Annotated in this window: 18 protein-coding genes; all 18 read right to left on the bottom strand. The window is 59.4% G+C overall.

Going from position 1 to position 23,152, the window contains the following annotated elements; translation table 11 throughout:
• Window positions 1–75: 75 nt before the first annotated feature.
• The 18 genes from RWS31_RS06535 to ftsZ all read right to left on the bottom strand — a co-directional run bounded on the left by RWS31_RS06535 (window position 76) and on the right by ftsZ (window position 23,069).
• Window positions 76–942 carry a lysophospholipid acyltransferase family protein gene (locus RWS31_RS06535; RefSeq protein WP_314596874.1) on the bottom strand — a complete coding sequence of 289 codons (867 nt, stop codon included), beginning with the start codon at window positions 940–942 and terminating at the stop codon, window positions 76–78.
• Window positions 939–1,967 (bottom strand): UDP-3-O-(3-hydroxymyristoyl)glucosamine N-acyltransferase, encoded by a 1,029-nt coding sequence (gene lpxD / locus RWS31_RS06530; RefSeq protein WP_314596872.1) that lies wholly within the window; start codon window positions 1,965–1,967, stop codon window positions 939–941. The genes RWS31_RS06535 and lpxD overlap by 4 nt, the downstream gene beginning before the upstream one ends.
• A 14-nt stretch (window positions 1,968–1,981) precedes the next feature.
• A complete protein-coding gene (locus RWS31_RS06525; RefSeq protein ID WP_314596871.1) occupies window positions 1,982–2,425 on the bottom strand; it encodes an OmpH family outer membrane protein in 444 nt (147 codons plus the stop codon).
• Window positions 2,426–2,441: 16 nt separating this feature from the next.
• On the bottom strand, window positions 2,442–3,494 hold the full coding sequence (locus RWS31_RS06520; RefSeq protein WP_314596869.1) for a hypothetical protein: 1,053 nt from the start codon (window positions 3,492–3,494) through the stop codon (window positions 2,442–2,444).
• 95 nt (window positions 3,495–3,589) lie between these two features.
• The gene (locus tag RWS31_RS06515; RefSeq protein WP_313972406.1) at window positions 3,590–4,051 is read right to left on the bottom strand and encodes an OmpH family outer membrane protein; all 462 of its coding nucleotides are present in this window, start codon (window positions 4,049–4,051) and stop codon (window positions 3,590–3,592) included.
• Window positions 4,052–4,171: 120 nt separating this feature from the next.
• Window positions 4,172–5,473 carry a hypothetical protein gene (locus RWS31_RS06510; RefSeq protein ID WP_314596867.1) on the bottom strand — a complete coding sequence of 434 codons (1,302 nt, stop codon included), beginning with the start codon at window positions 5,471–5,473 and terminating at the stop codon, window positions 4,172–4,174.
• A complete protein-coding gene (locus RWS31_RS06505; protein WP_314596866.1) occupies window positions 5,473–7,395 on the bottom strand; it encodes a BamA/TamA family outer membrane protein in 1,923 nt (640 codons plus the stop codon). The genes RWS31_RS06510 and RWS31_RS06505 overlap by 1 nt, the downstream gene beginning before the upstream one ends.
• 113 nt (window positions 7,396–7,508) lie before the next feature.
• On the bottom strand, window positions 7,509–8,087 hold the full coding sequence (locus tag RWS31_RS06500) for a hypothetical protein (protein WP_314596864.1): 579 nt from the start codon (window positions 8,085–8,087) through the stop codon (window positions 7,509–7,511).
• Between the two features lie 18 nt (window positions 8,088–8,105).
• Window positions 8,106–8,732 carry a sigma-70 family RNA polymerase sigma factor gene (locus RWS31_RS06495; protein ID WP_314596862.1) on the bottom strand — a complete coding sequence of 209 codons (627 nt, stop codon included), beginning with the start codon at window positions 8,730–8,732 and terminating at the stop codon, window positions 8,106–8,108.
• Between the two features lie 17 nt (window positions 8,733–8,749).
• Window positions 8,750–13,084, bottom strand: a complete 4,335-nt coding sequence (locus RWS31_RS06490) for a translocation/assembly module TamB domain-containing protein (RefSeq protein ID WP_314596860.1) — start codon at window positions 13,082–13,084, stop codon at window positions 8,750–8,752.
• 69 nt (window positions 13,085–13,153) lie between these two features.
• The gene (locus tag RWS31_RS06485; protein ID WP_314596858.1) at window positions 13,154–14,725 is read right to left on the bottom strand and encodes a TolC family protein; all 1,572 of its coding nucleotides are present in this window, start codon (window positions 14,723–14,725) and stop codon (window positions 13,154–13,156) included.
• Window positions 14,726–14,736: 11 nt separating this feature from the next.
• Complete coding sequence (locus tag RWS31_RS06480; RefSeq protein ID WP_314596856.1) at window positions 14,737–16,020, bottom strand: MlaD family protein; 1,284 nt, start codon at window positions 16,018–16,020, stop codon at window positions 14,737–14,739.
• Window positions 16,017–16,766 (bottom strand): ABC transporter ATP-binding protein, encoded by a 750-nt coding sequence (locus RWS31_RS06475; protein ID WP_314596855.1) that lies wholly within the window; start codon window positions 16,764–16,766, stop codon window positions 16,017–16,019. The genes RWS31_RS06480 and RWS31_RS06475 overlap by 4 nt, the downstream gene beginning before the upstream one ends.
• 18 nt (window positions 16,767–16,784) lie before the next feature.
• Window positions 16,785–17,552 (bottom strand): ABC transporter permease, encoded by a 768-nt coding sequence (locus RWS31_RS06470; protein WP_314596974.1) that lies wholly within the window; start codon window positions 17,550–17,552, stop codon window positions 16,785–16,787.
• Window positions 17,552–19,885: a SpoIVB peptidase S55 domain-containing protein gene (locus RWS31_RS06465; RefSeq protein ID WP_399553742.1), complete on the bottom strand. Its 2,334-nt coding sequence runs from the start codon at window positions 19,883–19,885 to the stop codon at window positions 17,552–17,554. The genes RWS31_RS06470 and RWS31_RS06465 overlap by 1 nt, the downstream gene beginning before the upstream one ends.
• Before the next feature lie 78 nt (window positions 19,886–19,963).
• Window positions 19,964–20,263: an acetyl-CoA carboxylase gene (locus RWS31_RS06460; RefSeq protein WP_314596853.1), complete on the bottom strand. Its 300-nt coding sequence runs from the start codon at window positions 20,261–20,263 to the stop codon at window positions 19,964–19,966.
• A 66-nt stretch (window positions 20,264–20,329) separates the two neighbouring features.
• A complete protein-coding gene (locus RWS31_RS06455) occupies window positions 20,330–21,757 on the bottom strand; it encodes a phosphodiester glycosidase family protein (protein WP_314596851.1) in 1,428 nt (475 codons plus the stop codon).
• Window positions 21,758–21,953: 196 nt separating this feature from the next.
• A complete protein-coding gene (gene ftsZ, locus RWS31_RS06450) occupies window positions 21,954–23,069 on the bottom strand; it encodes a cell division protein FtsZ (RefSeq protein WP_314596849.1) in 1,116 nt (371 codons plus the stop codon).
• Between the last annotated feature and the right edge of the window lie 83 nt (window positions 23,070–23,152).

Genomic DNA, 23,152 nt, shown 5'->3' with positions numbered 1-23,152 from the left:
AGCCACCTTCCGCCTGCAATTTTTGACTCTCCTTGAATTATAAAGGTTTTTTCATCTTCATGCAAGCAGAAGCCCCTAAAACTCCTCACGCATCGACTTCCATCGATCATGCAGCCAGAACCACTCCTCGGGATGCTCGCGGATGTGCTGCTCCAAGACACGGTTGACCGCCTGCTCGGCCGTGCGGATGTCGGCACGTTTGTCCTTCGTGCGAGGCACCTCGACGGGCGCATAAAGGACGATCTTATGCATGCCGTCCTCCTTGCGCGTGATGTATCCGGGGATGACGCCGATCCCTGCCGAACGAGCCATCGCGGCGGGTCCGGGCACACAGTTCGTCGGCTTGCCGAAGAAATCGAGCACGATGCCATCGTGCCGATTCGTATCCTGATCGGCAAGAAGTCCAACGACCCAGCCTTCCTTCATCATGCGAAACATCTCGCGCACGTCGTTCTTATAGATGATGTGCATACCGACGAGCCGCCGATACTCATTGATAAAGCGATCCATCGCCGCATCCCTCTGGCGCATGGCGACGCCAATAATTGGAAAGCCCGCCTGTGACAGTGCACCACCCATAAGCTCCCAGTTGCCCGCATGTCCCGTGGCGATGACCGCGCCCTTGCCCTGGGCGAGGACTCCTTCGAGATGCTCTCTTCCCTCGATCTCGACGTAATCTGCCATATGGCGCACGATGACGGGAAAGCGCAGAACCTCGAAGAGCATGGGGCCGAAACGCAAGGCGCTCTCCTTGGCGATACGCTCCGACTCGCGCTCATCTGTCCCAAGACACATGGCAACCTGCGAGACCGCGAGTCTCTTTCTGCGCGCGGGCAGAAAAGGCCAGAGGACGAGCGCCAGAGCGCGTCCCAGACAGTCGCAGAAGCGCCCGGGCAGAAGGCAGACGATACGGCTCAAAAAGCGCACGAGGTAGTACGTCATTCCTTAGTTTCCCTCTCTTTGAGAGCTTTTTCCAGCTGCTTGACCTTTTTGACAAGATCGGGCAGGCGTTTCATAGCCGCCTGCATGCGCAGCCATTCCTGATGGCTCTGCACGGGGAATCCCGCACAGAACACACCCTCGGGCATGTCGCCGATGATACCCGAACGCGCTGCATAGACGGAATGTCCGCCGATGTGGATGTGTCCAACCGTGCCGACCTGTCCGCCGAAGGTCACATTTGGCCCTGTCGTCGTCGAGCCAGAGATGCCTGTCTGCGCGACGATGAGATTCCCCTCGCCAATCTTGCAGTTATGCCCGATATGGACGAGATTGTCGATCTTCGTGCCGCGTCCGATGACAGTCGATCCCGTCGTAGCGCGGTCGATGCCGACATGTGAGCCAATCTCGACATCATCTTCGAGGACGACGTTGCCGACCTGCGGCACCTTCGTATGAACGCCGCCCGACGTCGTGAAGCCGAAGCCGTCGGAGCCGACGACCGAGTTCGCATGGAGCACGCAACGTTTGCCGACGCGGCAGCGCTCGCGCACCGTGACGCTCGCGTAGAGGACGCTCTTCTCACCGATTTCCGCGTACTGCCCAACGTAGACATGCGGGTAAATGACGGTGCCCGCAGCGATCTTCGCGTGCTCATCGACGACGGCAAAGGGAAGAATCGAGGCCCCCTCTTCTACCTCGGCGGTCTTCGCCACGAAAGCCTGCGGACTGACGCCCGCGGGAATCTGCAACGGCGGCGTGAAAAGCTCCAAAAGCTTCGCGAAGGCGGCTCGTGGCTCCTTCACATGGATGGCGGGCAGAGGAAAGGCCTGCACATCGTCGGGCAGAAGGACGGCGGCCGCCTTCGACGCCTTGGCCTCCTCGATATGGGGCGGGGCGGCAAAGGTGATCTCCGTCCTGCCCGCCGCTTCGATGTTCGTCGCGCCCGTGACGACGATGTTTTCATCGCCTGCAAGCCGTCCTTCCAGGAAGCGAGCGACTTCCCCCAACGTCTTTTTCATCGTCATGTCCTCTCTCAGTCTCACTGAAGCGCTTTGATCACATCATCCGTGATGTCCGTGCCGCCGAGATGGACGAGCTTCTGCTCATCCACATTGAAGAGAACCGCATCCAACTTCTTCGTACGTGCAATCTCGCCGACGGCCGTCTGCAGTTTGATCGTCTTCTGCTGGTCGTAGATGCTGCTCGTCTGCTGCATCTTGCCCATAGCCTGCTGCTGTGCCTTCTGCATCTCCTCGGGCGGCGCACCCTGCGCCTGCTTCTCCTTCAACTCCTCTTGCGCCTGTTTCTGCACTTCTTCCACTTTCGACTTCATCTCGGCGTCAATGTTCATGATGGCCGGCGCTTCCTTCTCAACGCGACTCGGATCAACATAGCCGATCTCTGTCTTGCCGCAGCCTGCGGCGAGCGTCATGATGGCAAAGGCACCTGCGAGCATCGCCATGCGCTTCTTGTTTTGCTTCATGATTTTCCACTTCTTTCTAAATATTTCCGGGCGCAAGCTCGGCAATCAATTCTTCTGTCAGATCGAGTGCGGCGGGAGCGACAACAGAAAAACGAAGCGAGGGAGCGTCTGCCTCTTCTCGCCGCAGATCTGCAGCTTCATCCGTTTCTTTCGCAACGACGAGGGAAAGATGATGGAGGAGCGCGAGCTTCGCCGTCTTGCTCTCAATATCCTTGCGAATGTGTTCGCGAATGATGCGTATTTCCTCGCCCTTCGCCGCGAGCGCCGCTCTCTTGCGACGCAGGATCTCGTCGATCTCGACGCCCTGCATCGCCTGCAGGAGCGCCTCGCTGTTGCGCCTTTCCGCTTCCGCCTTTTGGCGTGCAGCTTCTTCCTGTGCGCTTGCTGCGGTAGACTTTGCACTCTTTGCGTCGCGCGCGATGAGCGCGTCAAGATACTTCCGCTTCTCCTCGTCGCGAGCAGCAAAGAGCGCCCGTATGCGCTCTCCGCGCTCCTCGCGCAAGGCTTTGAGTTCGTCGAGCAGGTTTTTTACGTCAGCCTCCGAAAGGAACATCGCCTCTCGGTTGTCAATCTTCATCTCAATATTAACAATGCGGTTCTGATAGGCGTCTTCGAGTGCCTTCTTTTCCTTGAGAAAGGCGTCCTTCGTATTTTCTTCCCATGCAGCGAGCGCCTTGCGGCGTTCACGCGCCTGTGCTTCTGCCGCGAGGCGCTGCTGCTGCAGATTTTTCTGCTCCGCCGCAAGCTGGAACGGCTCATCTGCGAGCGCAGGCGGCTTCAAGGCACGGCGCGAACGGCTCAGTCGATCGATGTCGGCGGCGAGCGATGCATACTGCGCTTCAAGATCCGCCAGCTGCGCATACGCCTCATGTGCCTTCTCGGCTCGCGCCACATCGACGACGGCGATCCCGCCATTTTCCTGCTTCGCCGGAGCAGCAGGCGGCGGCTCGGCTCGAAAGAAGAAGACTGCGCCGCCAAGAGCCGCCAAGAACAGGACAGCGAGAGCACCGCAAATTTCCCTCCGGCGCTTTTCCCAAAAACCGCCGCCCTGCGCCTTTTCCTGCGGCATCTCATCCACCTCCCGAAAAGCCCCTGCATTTAAAAGTACCGGGCAGGAAGCCCGCCCGGTACATCATGCGCTCGCGCGCGCATATCCGTATTTTCTTATTTGAACTTCTTCATGACATCGTCCGTGATGTCCTGACCGCCATAGACGACAGCGCTCTTGTCGATGACGACGGAAAGCCCCTTGGCTTCAGCGACCTGCTTGACGGCATCGTCAATCTTCTGCTGGATGCCCGAGATGAGATCCTGTTCCTTCTGCTGCAGCTCCATCTGCGCCTGCTGCATCGCCTTCGCCTTCTCCTCATCGCTCTTATTTGCGTTATCCGCCTCGAAGCGCATCTGCGCTTCCTGCATCGCCTTCTGCATCTCGTTCGAAGCCGAAGCGTAATCCGGATGGCTCATCATCACCTTGCGATAATCGACGACGCCGACGGACGAAGATGCTGCAGACGCTGTGCTCGTACCGAGCTGCGAAAGACCGAGAGCCACGACCGAGCCAATGAACACGAGCGCAAGTGCCACGCAAAAGATCTTGACCTGAGTCTTCTGAAGTTTTACCATTTCTTTGTCTCCTTTTCCCTTTTGAAGAACGCTGCATCGCGATCCTTCCTCAAATACCCAACGATAAACATTATAGCAAACTCTTTTGGGGGATTCAAGCCCAAGAGGGCGCAGACGCCCTTAAAAATCGCCAATCAGGCGCAGCCATCCACCCGAAGAGTCCCGCACGAGTTCGGCACGTAGAAAGTCGTGCAGACGATAGCTGATTCCAGCCTCACCCGTATGATCGGCTCGGCGGTACTCCCAGCGCACTTCAACGCGCGGCAGGGGATCTGCGCGCACCCCCGTCGTCCACGCATGTTCGCGCATATCGTAGCGAAGGCTCGCGAAGATTCCAGGAAAGACGTGTCTCTCGTAGGCCACTTCCCAGCCCCAGTCAAAATCCTGCGGCAGTACATCGGCCTGCACGAAGATTTCATCCGCTGCCGACAACATCGCTCCCGCATGGGCGCGAAACGTTATGTCATTGCCATCGGCAGAACGTCTGCCGATATCGCTCCATCCCTCGAGGCGCAGACGGTACCTGGAAGTATCGCTGCGACTCATAACCGAGGTCTGCTCACCTGCTGCAATCGTTGCATGTGTTTTCAAGCCAAGCGTGCGGAACTCGCCTGATGTGTCGAGAACTTCTTCCATTCCCCGCGCAAATTCCTTCTCGTGACGAGCCACGAATGCAACGGGAACACCGAGCATCTCGTTCGCCTTCGCCTGCAAAACGCTGCGCTTTTCGAGCAGAGCAAAGTTCGCGATCGTATCTGAACGCATGGCGAGATCAATCGTGCGCACGACAGGCATCTTCGGATAAACCGTCAACACGACGCGCGTGTGCCCTGCCGTCTCGACATCGAAATCGGCACGAAACTCGGGCAGATGCTCCGCCATATAGGCGCTTAGACTCTCCTTCAGGACGCCGTTCGTCCAGTCGACAGCGGCCACTGGAAGCCCTTCGAGGCTTTGTCGAAACACCGTCTCGACACCTGCGAGATCTTCTTTTGCCATCTTCCCTATGACAGGCGAGACACCATCGACCACAACTTCGACCTCTACCGCCTCAACGCGATTCGCCCAAGGAGCAAGAGTCACACGGACGCACGCCTCCTCGCCAGGCTCAATGGCGACGTCCGTGACGGAGTAGCCGACGAGCACCTTATCGAATACCTCGCGGATTGTCGCCTCATCCGCCGCCCTGCGCCCCTCATACGAAGAGAGCGGTTTTCCCTCAATGAGTTGTGAGGAAATGGCGGCGACGCTTTTTTCCATGCGCACCTTGACCGTGGGCGGCAAAGATTCGCCGTCCGCTACGACTTCGGCGCGAACCGCTGTGACCATGCCCGAAGCAAAGGCATGTTCACCTCCCAGCCAAAAGAGCACGAAGGTGAAGAGCGCAAGGAGCATCTGTGCCCTTGCTCTTCGCCCAAGCATCAGAAGGAGCCGCCGACGCTGAAGTGCACGCGCCCGCCGTCCGAGCCGCGTCCATAGTCGAGGCGAATCGGACCGATCGGCGTCTCAAGCTGCAGCCCCACGCCGACGCTGCCCTTGATCGTATTCGGCCAGCGACCGTCGCTCCAAGCATTTCCCCAGTCAGTAAAGACGGCGCCCTGCACCTTCTTCACAATGGGGAAACGGTACTCAACCGTCGCGAGCAGTAGATGCGTGCCGCGGAACTGGTCATCACGGTAACCGCGCAGGGAATCCTGTCCGCCTATCTTGTAGAGGTTCGATTCGGAAATCGAGCCGTGCGCGTAGCCGATCTGTCCGCGTACAGCGATGGTCTGCGCTCGACCGACCTTGAAAAAGCGCCTGTCCTCTGCCGTGAACTTCTGATAGTTGAAATCGCCGCCGAATCCAGCGAACTCCGCCTCGAAGCTCGTGCGTCCGCCCGATGTCGGGCTGTAGATGTTGTCGCGTGTATCAGTCACGCGCGACAACGTGATACTGCGCGTCGTGCCGAAGTTCGCATCGCGCCACGCCTTCCATGCTGGCGTGCTGCGATCGCCCTGATTTCCGCTGCTCTTATGCTTTTCATAGCTGTCCTTGCGATTGCGCAGCGTGATGGAGTTCGTTGCATACTCATTGACGGGACGGCTCAAGGTGATCTCACCGCCCGAGTACCTGCGCATGTATTCTTCCTCCAAGTTGCCGTCCGTATCATAGTCGTCGTACTCATAGGTGCGGTTGTAGATACGCAGAGAAGCCGCTGTTTCCTTGCTGTCAAGCCAAGGACGTCGATAAGAGAAGACGAAGCCGTGCGCATCTGTATCATCGCCGCTCATCTCGTAGAGAAGACTCACGGCGTCGCCCGTGCCCCGGAAATTCGTATCGCCGACATTGACCATGCCGACGAGGCCGTCCGACGAACTGTAGCCGGCACCAATGCCAAAGTTGCCCGTGCGTTTTTCGACGACGTCCGCTTCAAGGACGACGGATCCCGACTCCTTCCCGGGATTGAGCTTCATGTTCACGTCCTCGAAGAAGCCGAGGTTGTAGATGCGCTGCATGCTGCGGCGAGCCTTCTTCACGTCGAACGGCTCACCGATCTTCAGACGCATCTCGCGCAGGATGACGCGATCCTTCGTCTTCGTATTGCCCTTGACAGCGAATCCTTCAAGCTTTCCCTCATTGATCTTGAGCGTGAGGTCTCCTGCAGCATCGATATTCATGTCCTCGATCTTGGCGAGGATGAAACCGTCCGCCCTGTACTTTTCCTGCATGGCAGAGACGTCCTTTTGCAGTTCGCGGCTGTTCAGAACCTTGCCTGGCTCAAGCGTGACGAGCTTTTCGAGATCCTCCGTCGTCTCAACCGTATTCCCCTCGATCCTCACGGAATGAAGCACGGGGTTTTCCAGGACATGATACGTGAGAACGACACCCTCGGGCACATACTCCCACGATGGGTAGAGGTCGTAAAAATAGCCTGTATCGAAGATGGCGGAGCGGTCGCCCTGCGCCTTCTTAGCATCATACACATCGCCCACGCGCTGCACGAGGGCAGCGCGCGCCGTCGCCATCGTATCCTTGCCCGCGCCGTCGATGACAATGTCGACGATGGTCTTGCCGTCGGCGATCTTCGCCTCCTCGTCAATTTTGCGCTCCTCGGGGCGATTGGCTTCCCACGCCTCAACGCGCGCATCCTTCATCTGTGCCTTGGCGGCAGCGCTTTCAGCAACAGTCTGCGCATCCACGCGCCGGATTTCTTCGGCATCTGCAGCGGCGTTCTTCATTTCCTGATCGCCTTGCATCGTACCCACGACAGCGACGGCCGCAGAGGCGTCTGCGGAAAAGCCGGCAAAGCCCGCAGCAAGTGCGACGGCCCCGGCGAGGATTCGCGTTCTCTTCATATCCAAGTTTTCAACCTCCTATGCTTCACATCCCCTTTATTGTACCATGAATGCCCACGAGGTCAAGGGGGACGCAAAGTCTTAACAGCAGACTCATCGAATTATAGGAATCATAAGAATCATTCGCGCAGCACGCGCCCCGCAGTGACCATGAGTTCCTGCATGTCTTCAGTCGGCGGCGAAGCGACAGGGACCTGCTTCGTCTTCTCCGTCTGCTGCTCCAAAGCAGGCTGCGGCTGAGACGGCTCGGCAAACTGCACCTGTCCTTGCGCCTGTGCCATCGGGCTTTCTTGCACCCGCACAGGCATGACAGGCAGCTCGATCTCACGAGATTCCGAAAGATTCGTCGCGGCTCCCATTCGTTCGGCGAGTGCCTCACTTCCCTTCTCCTCGTGAATCGTCGTCCCCTGTCCGACGATCGCCGCAGGACTTTTCTCGGCAGGTGCCGCCGTCGGCTCTGCACTCCTCTGCAGGGCGACGCCGCCCAAGGCGAGGAGCATAGCGAGCGCCGGCGCGAGGAAACGTGCGAATCGCTTCCTTTTGCGCGTCTCTCTCGCACGCTGCAGTTCCGCCTCCGCCAGCATGAGATTGAGTCCGCCTCGAATATCCTCTTCCTTCTCCAACGAGGATTCTGCACGTCCCAGCCAGTCCTTCGCTGCCTTAACATGCGCACAGATCCTTTCCCTTTCCTCTGCCATCTTCCTCTCCCTCCTTCCCTAAAAGCGCATGAAGCGCGAAAGCATGCCGCGCACGCGGCGTATGCCGCTCTTCTGCAAGCGGTAGATGTGCGAGGCGCTGACGTCGAGCACATCGGCGATCTTCGGAATCGTCTCGCTCTTCAGGTACACGCTCTCCAGGACGACGCGCTCCTTCTGCGGCAGACGCGCGAGCGCCCGATGAAGCTCTCGCGTCATGAAGCCCAATTCCGCTTGCTCAGCGACGGAAGGCGTCGTATCAGGCAGAAGTTCCCAGGGCGCCTTGCCGTCGGCGCGAGGCGCATCCATACAGGTGACGTCGCGGCTGCCTTCTTTCTGCAGGAAATTGAGCATCCTGCCGCGTATGCGATGAACAGCGAAGAGACTAAAGGCGACACCGCGCTTCCAGTCGAAATTTTCCGCCGCCTCGATGAGTCCAACCGTTCCTTCCTGTATGATGTCCATGATACTCTCGCTCGTACGCCACGGCAGCGCCGTCTTGAATACAAGCGGCTGATACGACTCGATCAGGCGCTGCCTCGCCGCCCTCTCGCCGCGCTCCTTAAAGGCCTGCCACAAGGACTTTTCCTCCTCAGGCGCAAGGAGTTCGACCTTTTCGAGTTCCTGCAAATATTCCTCAAGTCTCATGACGATCCTCCTCGCGCTTAGAACTTGATGCGCGCTTCGATACCGATGACGGACTGCGAATCCTCGTCACGGTTCCAATAGATGCTCATGCGGTCGTTGAAGTCGTAGCGCACGCCGAATTCGCGCACCTTGTTGCCGATGCCTTGCTTGTAGCGCAGCATGACCCTGTCGTTGATGTACTTGCCCACTTCCAGCGTATATTCGAGTCCGTGCGCCGTTTCGCCCGGCTTCATGGCGTCCTTGTCCGTCGTCGTCACATCCTCGCCCGCGATGCGGAATTCATCGAGGCCGAGCGCATTCTTCACGTTCGTCTCGAATTCGCCGAGAACCGTCATGGAAAGACCGAAGGTCAAAAGCGATGTGAGCGCTTGGGAACTTTTCAGATCGGGCGTCTGAAAGGTCAAGAGGTTCACGATCTCCGTCTCGCTCATTTCGGGCATCGAACTAAGGTGCGTTTCCATCGCCCCGATGGGGCCTTTCGAATGCAGGAAAATGCGCACCTTGCCGACGTGCGCCTCCGCTTCGAGCGTGAGGCTCGGCAAGAATGAACCAATCTGGTTGAAGTACGCCTCGCCATCGCGGATTGTAAAGCGCGTCTTGTTGTACGTGATCGTGCCGCGCTCGACGAGAATCGTGCCGGAAGGCTCGACGTGCTGCGTCGTGCCGCCGTAGCGGAAAGCGCCTGAAAGGCGCATATCATAGAGGGCAGGATCATAGAAGCGCACGCGCTCGCCGAGTGTCACGCCGACATCCAAGATCATCTCGGGCAGTGCGCTCTCGGCATCGGGAAGGGATGGAACGGAAAGCGTCGCATGATGGATGTGGATGTCTCCTGTGAGTTTCGGCATCTTCTGTCCGAACATCTCACCCTCTTCGATGTGAAAGTCTGCACTCAAGGGACCGTCATAGAAACTGCTGACGACAGAAAGCTCATCCGCCTTAAAATCGAGCGCATAATCGCGCCACCTGCCGCCGTCGAACGACGTCCTGCCCGCGATATGGTAAGAGCCTGTCCCCATCTTGCCCGTGCAATCCTCCAGCGTGATGCTGTTGCCAAAGAAACGCAGCCGCGCCTTCATCTCCGTGACGGGCGTCGCGACGTCCTTGAACTTCAGCGCTCCGTCCGCAAGACTGACCTCGCCAGCAAACTGCGGCCTTTCGAGCGTCCCCGTCACACGCACCTTGCCCTTCGTCGGACCGAGCGCCCACTCGACGGCGGGAGAGAGAATCGGCAGAAGCGATAGGTCGGCATTGTCGAGCGCGAGCGAAAGATCAATCTGATCGGACGATGCGACCGTTTCATCGGCGGCTGCCGTCAAGCTTCTCACGGGAATCTTTCCCTTGGCGCTCGCGCTGTAGTCGCGTTCGCCAAGTTTCTTCTTCACATGAAGCTGCTCGATGTTGATGACGCTGTCCTTGAGGCTCGCCAAGCCCGTCATATCATCAAAGGTCGACGCACCTACGCCACCGTTCTTCACTTCAACGGAGGCGTTCGCCTGCGGGTTCTCCAGCGTGCCGCCGAACTGCACGGCGAGATTGATCGTACCGCGCACGTCAGCGTCTGCCCCCGCCGCCTTCGCAACCATGCCGGCGGGGATGCCGTTCGCGGCAAACTGCGCATCCATCGTCGCGCCATCCAATGGAATGCGTCCCTTGGCTGCGAATACGCCGTCGCCCTGCCTGCCATGGAGTTCATTGATCGTCACGACGTGGTCGGCGAGATTAATGTTCAGAGCCATATCACGGATCTCGTAGCCTGCCGCCTTGCCCTCGACAACAACGGCATCAAGCGCCGCCATAGGATTATCCAAAGTGCCCCCAAGGCGGATCGTGCCGTTCAATCTTCCGTCGAGGATGTCATTCTTGAGGTTCGCAATCGCGAAGAGAGCGCGCACGTCACCGTTCTCGACGTTCAATATGCCGTCAAGCGCCTGCGTTTCGAGATTCGCCGTGCATTTCATCGCATAGGCGCCGCCGTTCTGCTTGAAGTGGACATTCTCGGCACGCAGCACATCTGCGCCATAGACGATCTCTCCGTGCACGGACTCGATCGCCTGTCCGTTGAGTTGAAGCGTCTTTGCATCGAGCACACCGATGAATTCAGGCGATTGCAGCGTACCCGCGATATGCCCAGCAAACGTGCCGTGGCCGCTGACCGGGTACGGCAGTCTGCTGCCGAAGCGGTCGAGACTCACATCATGTACATCGGCATAGAGATCAAGCGCACCATCGCGCGTGACCGTGCCGTTGAGGTCGACGTCGACGAGCGGTGAGAAGATATGAAAGTCCTGCAGGCGCACGACGCCGTTCTCCAGATAATAGTCGCCGTCCATGCCCGAGAGGATGTAGCCATTGTAGCTGCCGCGATAGAGATGGATGTAGCCGACCGCCGACGGATTGTCGAGCGTTCCCGTGAAGCGGATCGTATTGTCGACGTTGCCCGTGATCGGCTGATCGGGAGCGACGAGAGCCGCGATGTCCTCCATGCGCGCGCCGATGGAATCGACGCGCAAGTCGATGCGTCTCTCGCCCGTAAGGCCAACGCTTCCCTCAGCGATCCACGTCTCCTTGCCCGCACGCTCCACGGAAAAGCGGTCGATGACGATGCTGTCGGCGCTGCCGTGCACGGCGCCGTGGAATGCGTCGAAGGGCTGATGGAAGAGACTTCCCGCCGTCCCCTCGAAATCCGCCTCAATGGCAGGATTCGACGCGGCGCCGCGCACTGCACCCGCGATGTCGAGCGTGCCCGCTCCCTCGGCCTCGGGCACAAAGGCGTCGACGAGCGCCAGCGGCAATGCCGTACCGTAAAAGCGCAGGTCGAGCGCCGTGCCGCCCCGTACGTCACCCTCGACAACGAGCGTGCCGCCCGCCGCGAACGACGCATTGAGGTTATCGAAATGAAGAAGCTCCCCTTGCTTGAAGAACGATGCGGAAACCTTCTCGGCCGCAATGCCGCCGAAGGCCGCTCCCTCACCCGAAAAAGTACCGTACGCGAGAAGATCTGCCAAATCCGTCCCCTTGCCGCTCAATGCGACGTCCGCAGTGCAATTCCCCGTCAGGGAAAGGCCGTCCACAGGCAGTACGGCGGCGATTTCCTCGCCCGAAAGCCCCTTCGCTTCGACGTGTGCGCTGTAGGAGCCGTCCGCCGTGCGGAGCATCCCCCCACCCTCGAACGTGCCTCCCAAGGCTTCTGCCTCGCCGCTCGCTGTCAGAAGGCCGTCCTCATAGTGACCCTTCGCCTTCACCGCTGAAAGCGATGTACCGTAGAGCGTCGCGGCTGAGGCTTCGCACTCTCCGTCAACCTTCCAGTCCTGCGGCGTGCCGTAAACGGAAGCGAGGACGCGCACCGAACCTTGAAAAGGACTCTGCGCCAAGATTTTCGACGGATCGAAGGCCGCGGACTCGACGACGAAGTTGAAGCTCGGCACTTCCTCCTGCCAAGCGACCTTCCCATGAATGGACGCTTGCTGCTCTTCGGCAGAAGCACGCAAAAAGATGCGCGCCTCCTTGCCCGAAAAGACGACGAGTCCACGCGACGCCTCAACCTCCTCGCCATAGACGAGCGCTTTCGCGCCTGAAAGGCGCACATCGCCCGCGAGCGAAACGTCATCCGCTTCGCGCACGAGCTTCAGCGCCGCCTCGTCGACGTGCAGCGCCTGCGGCTCGATCTCATCGGGAAGCACACCCTCGGGCAGGAATGCGATATAATCCATCGCATTGATATTTTCCCCCTGGATCTTCAGTTCCTGTCGCTCTTTCGAGACTTCTCCCTCGACAGCAAGCGGTGCATCCTTGCATCTAGCCTCAGCTTCGACGGAGGCAGAAGACTTGTGCGCGAAGTCAAGCTCAGCCCCAATATCCTCCAAGGCGATTTCCTTGCCCGAAACGGCAACGTTCGCCTTTCCTTCCTTCACGCTGACCTTGCCGCAAAAATCATTTTCCCCTGCTTCCTGCTGCACGAGGTCGGCGACATTCCAGCTTCCGTCCGCGCGCTGCTGCAGGGAAAGGGACGGCTCTATGACCGTCACATGGGAAATCGCAGCGACAGGCGATGAGGAAAGAGCCGCGAAGAGGCTCATTTCCACCTCGGCGTGCGCGGCGCGAAGGATCTCCTCTCCCTCCCTGTCCTGCACTGCGATGCCGTCAAGGGCAAGCGTATGCCAAGACTCGACCCGCACGGCGTCGATGGCGATGGGAACACCGAGCGACTCGGACGCCTTTGCCGAAAGCGTCCTGCCCGCCTCCTCAACGTAAGCGCCCGTGCAGGCGATGTAAGCCGCCGTGCCGCAAACGAGCATAAAAAAGAAGAGCGCGATGACGACTGCAGCGAAAACAATGCGCCCCTTCTTCATCGGCTCTTCCTCCTCGTTGTATCTTTTTCAAATTCTGCGGCACGAAAGGATATCGCGGCTCGATGCGCTTTACATCTCCCCGGCGGCAGCCGCCTCGGCCGCCGCATCCTTTTCTGCTGTCTTGACAGGTGCGGTCTTGGCGGGTGCGCCGTGCGTCACGGGAATCATCGCATCATCCTTCGCCGTGCGGCTCTTCCGGCTCTTCTCATCGAGCAGCTTCTGCTCGGCGGCCATCTTCTCCGCCGCCTCATCCGTATGGTAGAGCGCCGTCTCGGCCTGCTCCTTCGCCGCCTTGTAGTACTTGGCGTCAACCTTCTCACGGTAGGAAACGGTGTCGAGATCGACGGGCAGACCCATGGCCCGGTCGAGCGCCGCCTTGCTGAGATTGTAGTTGTAGAGCGCATCGTAGTAGTTCGTCTGCGCCGCGACGAGCTTTTCGTCGGCGTCCGTCACGTCGAGGTTCGTGCCGACGCCAGCCGTGTAGCGCACCTGCGCGATCTTGAAGTCCTCGACGGCATGCTCGACGGCGACGCTCGTCGTCTTGATGTTCTTCTCCGCCGCCAGAAGACTCAGGTACGCCGTCTGCACGTCGAGCGCAATCTGCTCGCGCGTGTCCTCCGCCGCCTGCTGCAGTTTGTGCACCGCCGCACGCTTCTGGTTCACCTGCGCCTGCGTCACGTTGTTGTCAAAGGCCGCCCAGTTCGCCTGTATGCCGATCGACCAAGTGTCCGCCGAATCGGTGTTGTTGGAAAAGAGGCTGTCGCCGCCGACCGTGCGGGATGCCGCTGCGCTGACCTGCGGCAGCGAAGCGCCGCGCGTCGCCTCCATGGCAGCGTTCGCCTGACGCACGGCATAGTCCGCCGCGATGCCGTCCGCTCGGTGCGCGAGTGCGTACTCCGTGCAGTCCTCAAGGCTCAGATCATACTTTCTGTAGGCGAGTTCGTCCGCCAGCGAGAGCTTCGTGTCCGTCGGTAAGCCAATGATCTTATTGAGTTCGGCGATGGCGACGTCGTAGTTGTTCGTCACGTTCACGAGACTCTGCTCAGCGTTCGCGAGCGAGACCTGGGATGCGAGCACATCGGAACGTGCGACCGTGCCCACCTTGTACTGCGCGTTGACATTGGCCAGATGACCCTTCAAATTGGCGACGGACATCTCGCTGACCTTGATGAGATTTCGGTATTCAAGCGCCTTGAAATACTGTCCCGTCGTCTGGTAACGCACCGCCTGCTTCGTGCCTTCGAGCGCGAGATCGGCATTGTTCACACCGTAGCGCGCCGCCTCAATGCCACGCTCGATACTGCCGCCCGTGTAGAGCGGGAAGGAAAGCGCCGCGCTGCTCCGAAAAGCATAGTCATGGTCGTACATCTTGTATGCCTTGCCGCCGACGCGGTTGCCCTGCGTCGAAAGCGTGAGCTTCGGTCCTGCCGTACGGCGCGCCTCATGGTATGCCCAGTCCGCCGCATCCACATCGGTCACGGACGACTTGATCGAGCGATTGTTCTCAAGCGCCAGTTCCACGCTCTCGGAGAGCGCGAGAGAGCGCGTCTCCGCTGCGGACGCAGATGCGAAGCTCAGGGAGAAGAGCCCGCCCGCGACGAGCGCCGCAAGCTTCTTGGAAAAATGTTTTGACTGCTTCACAATGATTCCTCCTAAAATGACTGGTGCAGACCGAAGTAGGCGGCACGCCGCTCGCTGCGGTTGAGATCTTTGAGTTGTCCCATCAGATACGTATCTTCACGCAGACGATACTGCGCGGAAAGGCGCAGACGGAAGTCGTCGGGATCGTAGGCGTCGGCGGAGAAGCGCCAGCGATTTCCCACATTCGCATCAAGCCCGACGCCCGGCTCGCCAGCGATGAGTCCGGCGCGCGCACCGAGCCTGCCCTTCGTGCGGCCGACCTCAAGATTCAGATCGTTCCCCTCGCCGATATCCTCGACGCCAACGCGCAGGAAGCGGTCGGGCCTGTCCTCCTTGGAAACGTCGACATTGAAGTTCGTGATCCAGTCACGATTCTTGCCGCTGTAGAGAATATCAACCGAAGGCTGCGTCTCTATGCTGCTTAAGTTATCAAGCGTGTCGTTCGCCTTCTCTGTGACGGCGCGCGCCTGATGGATCGTCGCCTTGAGATCTTCGCGCACCGCAGGGTCGCCCGTGACGTCGTGCAGTTCCTCCGCCACCTGCCGGATGTTCTCGCTCGCCTTGGCGACGTTCAGCAGCGTCAAGCGAAGATTCGCGGCCGTCGCGCCGCCGTCGGAGACGTCCGCCGCCATCTGGCGAACCGTCTCCGTCGTCGCGGCAAGGTTCGTCAAGATCGTGCGCATCTCCTCCATCATCGCGTGCATATTGCCCTCATTCTGCAGCGCGACGCGCCCGAGCACGGCCGTGAGATCGCGGATGTGCGCCGTGACCTCGCGCACATTTTCCGCCGAGCCGAGGACAGACTCCTTCATGCGCGGATTGCCGAGGATGTCGTTCAACGAGCCGAGAAGGTCATGCACATCAGCCACCGCCTTGCTCACGTTCTCAAGTACGGAATCGACGCTCGTCTCGTCCGCGCCGATGACGAAGTCTCCGTCCTTCAAGTAATCCGTACTCTTCGATCCAGCCGGCGAGATGAGGACGAACTTGTCGCCGAGGACGCTGTTCGCCGCGAGAGAGATTCGTGCATCTCTCGGAATACGGATATCAGGATGGACGGAAAGCGTCACGCGCACGCCCGTTCCCTCCGGCTCAATGGCTTTGACCTTGCCCGCGAGCACACCCGCATAGCGCACGTCCGCTTCCGGGGCAAGGCCCACAACCTGCGTGAAACCTACATAAATCGTATAATTGCGGCTCGTCGAAAAAGAAAATCCCTGAAGCTGCAGAAGCACTGCTGTCAAAATCGCGATGCCGACAAGCGTGAACGCTCCCACCTTCGCTTCCGTCGTCATAAACCCGCCTCCTTCTCTTCCGTCTCCACCGCACGAAAAAACGCACGGACACGCGGATCTTTGAGCTTTCTGAACCCTTCGACCGTATCGAGTGCGATCAGCGATCCCTTATGCAGCATGGCGATGCGGTCAGCGATGCGGCAGGCACTCGCCATATCATGCGTCACGACGACGCTCGTCACACCAAGCTTCCTCTGCGTCTCGATGATAAGGTCGTCAATCTTCGCCGACGTCAGGGGATCGAGTCCCGAACTCGGCTCATCGTAGAGGATGATGGATGGGTCGATGGCGATGGCGCGCGCCAAGCTCACGCGCTTCTTCATGCCGCCCGACAGTTCCCCCGGCATCATGCACTCGCTGCCATCGAGGCCGACGAGATGCAGCTTCTCACGCACGATGCGCGAGATCTCCGTCTCCTTGAGATGCTTGTGCTCTCGAAGTCCAAAGGCGACGTTCTCGCCAACGGTCATAGAGTCAAAGAGTGCCGAATACTGGAAGACCATGCCCATCCTCAGGCGCACCTGGTCAAGCTCGGTTTCCGTCATCTGTGAGATTTCGGCGTCATCGATCCAAATCCTGCCCGAGGTCGGACGGATCAGCCCGATGATGAGCCGAAGGAGCGTACTCTTGCCCGAACCAGAGCCGCCAATGACGGCGAGCGTCTCACCATCTTTGACGCAGAGATCGAGAGGGTGCAGCACCTCATGGGAAGCGAAGCTCTTCGTCACACCTTCCAGCCGTATCATATTTTCCACCTCAACCCGTCAATAAAGCAAGAATGACAGGAACACATTCAAAAAGAAAATGCAGACGATCGCCGCTACGACGCTCTTCGTCGTGGCACGTCCCACGCCCTCCGCTCCTTCGGGCGCATGAAGCCCGTACCATGCGCCGAGGACGGCGATGACGACGCCGAACACCGCTGCCTTGATGAGTCCGCCCGTGACGTCGTGTGGCACAACAAAGACATGGATGGAGTTCGTGAAGGTATAGGAGGCGATGCCCGCATAGTGCACAGCGACGAACCAGCCGCCGAAGACACCGATGACGTCTCCGAAGACCGTCAGGAGCGGCACCATGCACATACACGCGATCATGCGCGGCACGACGAGGTAGCCGATTGGACTCGTCGCCATGACGCGCAGGGCGTCGATCTGCTCCGTGACCTTCATCGTGCTGATCTCCGCCGTGATGGCAGACCCCACGCGCCCTGCGCAAACGACACCGACGAGCACGGGGCCAAGCTCACGCCCGATGGCGATGGCTATGACGCCTCCGATCGTCGACTGCGCGCCGAAGCGGATGAACTCATGCGCGACCTGCAACGTCATGACCATACCAGTGAAGAGCATCGTCAAGGCGACAATGGCGAGTGAATCTACGCCGAGATGCGACATCTGCGCGAAGATGTGTCGGAAGCGCAAGGGGCGGCGCATCTCTTTAACGGCGGCGGCAAGGAGCAAAATGACGGAGCCGACCCACTCGAATCTTTCGAGCACGAACGAACCGATTTTCTCCAACAGCCGCATCATCATCTCTTATCCTCTTCCTCAATCAGCAATGAAGTATGGATCACATTGTCTATGACATAACCCGTCTCGAACTTCGTCTCAAAGGGATTGCCCTGCTCCTTCGCCTTCTGCCCGAGGAGGTCAATGCGCTTCTCCTGCTTCTTCCGTAGTACGCTCTCTGGCTTCTTCAGGCGCTTCTTCGCTTCCTTTTTCTCCTCCGCTGAAAGGGGCAGCTTGGGCGCGATCGCAGGCGCTACGATGATCTCATTGTTCCTACCGAGCTGCAGGAACTGCTTGAGCTTGTCCGCCGTTGTCTGCGTCTTGTCCTCCTCGGCGCTCGTATCGATGCCGAGCGCGTTCTGCAAAAGAGCCGCCGTCACGGGGATGAAACTGCCGCCGCGCACATCGAGACTCAGGACGCCCGGTGCTTGGCTCTCCGGCACATGGTAGGGAATCAGCAGCTCTTCCTTCTCCCTGCGGAAGGGCTTGATCGTCGTGCGAAAATTTACCGTCTCGCCTGGCTTTGCCGAGGGTTTTTCGGGCACAGCGGAAATCAGAGAGGCCGTCTTGCGCGTACTCTCCATCTCGATGTCAACGTCAATCGAAGTCACGTCGGCTTCCTCCTCCGCATTCTGACAGAGAAGCGTCATGACCTGCGCCAACTCGCCCACGGAAGCCTGTCCAACGTCCGAGGCTGTATAGTACATGTTCGAGCGCTCGATTTTGCCATCCTCGCCCGCCGTCGTGCGAATCGTGAACTTGAGGTTCGCCGTCGCCTCGCCGATCGTATCCGATGTCTTGCCCATCGCTGCGTAAGCGATGCCAGGCACGAGAACCGGCAGAAAATCCTCGTCGTAGGCGATCTGCGCCGCAAACTTCCTGTCATAGCCGAGCGACGTGTCCTTCACGCGCACGCGCATCGGCACGCTCTCGGGAAATGCGCCGATGATGCCGGCGACGCCCGCCTCTCGGTCCTGGTTGATGCGTCCAATGATGTTGCCGATGCTCGCAATCTTCATGCCGTCCGTCGGGCCGCTGATCGTTCCGACGACCTTGGCGTCCGTCATAAAGTAGTTGACATTTCCCTTGTGCAGGAACGGATGACCAAAGGCCAGCACGCGCTTTCCGTCGACCGCCGTCACCGTCCCCGTCGCGCCGACGGAAAAATCGCCGTAAGAAACGGCGACACCGACGGCGCTCCCGGGCGCGAGAGCCGCATCATAGACGACATGTGCGCCTGGCGTCGGCGTGCCGAATGCCGGCATCTCGCCCGCCTTGAAACCGAGGGCAGAAAGCTTATCCTCCATATAGGCGGAGCCGCTTCTACCGAATCCTGCGAGATAGAGCGTCGACTTCGCCTGCGTCTCGTGCTTCTTCGCTGCTGGCTTCGCACCTTCTTCAGGCACGGGCTTCTTCTCCGCAGGTTTCTCTTCTGCCGGCTTCTTTGACGCCTCTGCCGGTTCTTTCGTCTCCTTCGTCGGCTCTTTCATCGCCTCGGCTGGTTTCTTCCCTGTCTCAGCAGGATTTCCCTTCGCCTTGGCAGGCTTCTTTCTCGCTCCTTCGGGCTTTTCTCCTTCTCCCGCAGGCTTCTTCTCCGCTTCTGCAGGCTTTTTCTTTTCTCCCGCAGGCTTCTCTTCTGCCTTTGCAGACTCCTCCTTCTCAGGCGCAGGCTTCTCCTTTGCCTTTGTCTTCTTTTCTTCAGCAGCTGCAGATTTTTCTTTCTCTGCTTTCTCTCTCTTTTCGGAGTCTTTTCCCTGCTTTCCTGCTGGCTTCTTGTCAGGCTTTTCCGCTGTCCCCCCGGCTAGCTCCGGCAGTTCTTCCTTTTCGAGCTTGGCACGCTTTCCTGCCGTCTGCTCCGTCCCACCTTCGCCGCCTTCGCCAGCACCTTCACCGATGCCCTCGCCCATCGGCTCATCGGCGTCCGCTGCCTTTTCCTTCTTTTCCTTCTTCAAATGAACCGCCTTGTAGTCGGGCATATCCCAGATGGGCAGCATCTCATCGATCGGCGTGATGAAAAACGTATAGAGGCTCATGCCCTTGATACCCGCCGAAAGCGCTCCGACAAGCGCCCCGTCCACATAGACAGGGCTACCGCTCATGCCCTGCAGCGTGCCGCCCGTGCGCTCGACGACAGGGCCTGACGCCTTCGCCATGATGCGGTTCGTCGACGAGCCTTCCTCATATGTGCCGACGACATCGACGTGAAACGGCACGATCTCGCCCGACTCATCGACCACAGTGTACGCCGTCCCTTCCATGCCCGGGTATACCTCCGAAAGCGGCAAAGTCGGTGGCAGGGAAGCCGCTGCCACCACGCCCATGGAAAGAGACAGCGACAAACTGAGCGCGAGCATCTTCTTTTTGAAATTACGCAAACATATCACCTCGTACAGATTGGAGAGCGGCACAAAAGAGGGAGTCTTCCCTCGCAATCATTCATCCTGTTTTTTCAAGCGCGCGACGACCTGTCCCGCAGCGATGTCATCGCCGACGGAGACGAGCATCTCGCTCACGCTACAGTCCTCTTCGGCACGCGCCGCCGCGACCTCGCCCGTCAACGTGCGTACGCGCACGATCTCCGCACCCGCCGCAAGCGTACTTCCCGGCTCAGCCCGCCATGTGACTGTTCCGGCAATACCAGACTTCACATCCACTGCCGCCTCTGCCCTCAAAGCATGGAAAGCGAGCAGTATAACACCAAGAAAAAGACCAAATGTCAGTATTTTTTTCATTTACATCTCCTCCATTATAGCGAATTCTTTCTGATGTGCCAACAAAAACTATAAGAAGAGTCGTCGTCAGCGCGGCAAGAGCGCGAGCGCCGAGCCGACGGCACGCTCCTGCCCGTCGGACGGACTGTTCTCGAGTTCGCCACCGACGACGAGCGCACTCGAACCGCCGCCATCGAAGTTGATCGCCTGAACGGCGCCGAACTGCAGCATGAACTCCGCCATCTCCTGCAGCGTGCAGCCAATGCTGTGCGACTGGCGTCCGTCGACGACGGCGAGCAGGTAATGCCCAGCCGCCGTCACGCCGAACGCTGTGCGCGGCGCACGTCCGCGTGCGATATCGGGAGGAAATTCCTCCTCCTCCGACGTCACATGAACAATACCATCCTTGACAAGCATCGGGCCTGCTCCGATGACTGTCGGCAGGCTCTCCCAAGGCGCACCGATCGCCTCCTCTACACGCACAGCATCGCCGACCTTCACTTGGGCGAAGGCATCCTTCGCCTTGCCGTGTACTGAGATGACGAGGCCGTCTTTCGGAATCGTGCTGTCCGCCGTGTTGACGGCAGCAACTCTGCCGCCGCGGACGATGTACTCCTGTCCGTATTCATTCGTGCGCGTCGTCGATCCATAGTAATGATTGTAGATCACGAGACTATCCTCGCCGCGCTCCGCATCGACGCCGCCCACGGGCCAGCTTCTCTTGCCGAGCGTCACCGTTCCGCTGTAATCGACAGGGCCGAAATATGCCCTGCCGTCGGCGTCAAACCCCACAGCACTGCGCCGAAAGTACGTCGTGCCGACAATCGTGCCGTCCAGCTTCAAAAGACCCAGAATCTCGCCGCTCGGTGCAAAATAGGATGCATTAATCGCCGCAGCGGCTCCTGCCATATCTGACATCGCGCTGACTGAAGCACGTCCTGGCACAGCCCCCTTGGCGAGCACAGGCACGGCGCGATAGCGGGCAGGATCAGCTTCCAGCACCCATCCCGTCAGGCGGCCGCGAGCGTCGAGCCTCTTGAGCGTCGAGAGCTTCAAACCGGGCGCAGGTGTCTCCTCGGAAACGACCTCATACTCCTTCTGCACATCGATGAAGAGGCGCGTCGGATTCGCCAGCGTCTTGATCTCGTAAGATGCCGGCGCCGCAAGATCGATGATGACCTTGACGCCCTGCGGCACAGCCGATACGCGCACGCTCTCGACCATGCTGCCCGAAATCTCCGGCTGCACGACCTGACTGCGTGCGCCCGCAAGGAAAAGCACGATCCTCTGTCCATCGTTTTCCGTATGGACTTCGTAGGTGGGCAGCGTCGTCAAGTCGAAGACAACGCGCTCACGCTCGTCGCTCGTACCAAAGCGCACGCCCGTCAGCGTCTTCGCCGCTTGCTGCTGCACCTGCACACGAGCCTGCGTTTGCGGCAGTGCCGCAAACGAAACGGCATCTGTTCCCAAGGCCACCGCCAGAGCCAAAGCCAAACTCAGCGCCATCTTCTTCATACTCTCGCCATCCCCTCAAAATCCATCTAGTGAAGATTATTATAGCACGAATTCAAGTGAATCGGTGGAAAATCTTTGACTGAAAATCCTTTAACGGAGGAACAGAACATGCGCCGCATCATGCGCACACAAAACAGGCATCCTTCCATCATCGGAAGGATGCCTGTTGCTTTTCGTATTATTTCCCTGCCTGCCCTCAGTCGCGCTTTCGGTTCATCCACTCAGGGATGTCGAAGTTGCTGAAGCTCGGCGCTTTCGGTAGCGGCGTATCGGCCTGGGAAACGGGCTTTGCGCCAGGCTGCACGGGCTTTCCCGGGACAGCCGTCGCAGCGGGACGTTGGATGCCTATCGTATCGTTGTCAAAACCCGTCGCGATGACGGTCACACGCACGGTGTCGCCGAGCGTTTCGTCGAGGGACGCGCCGAAGATGATATTCGCATCGACGTTGACGGCCTCCTGAATCGTCGACGAGGCTTCGTTGACTTCGTACATGCTGAGGTTCTCCGCTGAGCTGGAGATGTTGAGGAGAACGCCGTGCGCCCCTTCGATGCTCGTCTCCAAGAGCGGCGACTCGATCGCGTACTTGGCGGCGGCGACAGCGGCATTCTCGCCCGTTGCCTCGCCAATACCCATGAGCGCCGAGCCTGCATTGCTCATGATGGACTTGACATCAGCGAAGTCGAGGTTGATGAGTCCTGGCACGGCGATGAGGTCGGAGATGCCCTTGACGCCCTGGCGCAGGACATCGTCGGCGAAGCTGAACGCATCCGTAATCGATGTCTTCTTGTCGACGACCTGCAGCAGGCGGTCATTCGGAATCGTGATGATCGTGTCGACGTGCTGCTGCAGCTTCTCGATGCCCGCCTCCGCCTTCTTCTGGCGCAGACGCCCTTCAAACGTGAAGGGGCGTGTGACGACGCCAACGGTCAGAGCGCCGATCTCACGCGCGCACTCGGCGACGACGGGCGCCGCGCCCGTGCCCGTGCCACCGCCCATGCCAGCGGTCACGAAGACCATGTCCGCACCCTGCAGCGACTGCAGGATGTCGTCGCGGCTCTCTTCCGCCGCCTGCTCGCCGATCTCGGGACGCGCACCCGCACCGAGGCCACGCGTAAGTTTCTCGCCGATCTGGATGCGTTTCGGCGCCATTGCGTGCAAAAGAGCCTGCGCGTCCGTGTTGACAGCGATGAACTCCACGCCCTGCAATCCCGCTGAAATCATGCGATTCACAGCATTGCTGCCGCCGCCGCCTACGCCAATGACCTTGATCTTGGCGAACTGGTCCAAACCCATATCATCCAATTCAAACACGATAGCAACCCCCAAAGTATAGCATAGTCCGCCTTTCGTCCCAACAGAGGGAGCACGGCAGTCGTCCTCAAAAGTTTCCCTAC

Origin of the sequence: uncultured Selenomonas sp. (genome assembly GCF_963528755.1) — a bacterium.
In the GTDB taxonomy this organism is placed as follows: Bacteria; Bacillota; Negativicutes; order Selenomonadales; family Selenomonadaceae; genus Selenomonas.
Note: the sequence above shows the minus strand (reverse complement) of the source record. Positions and strands in the feature narration are given on the sequence as shown.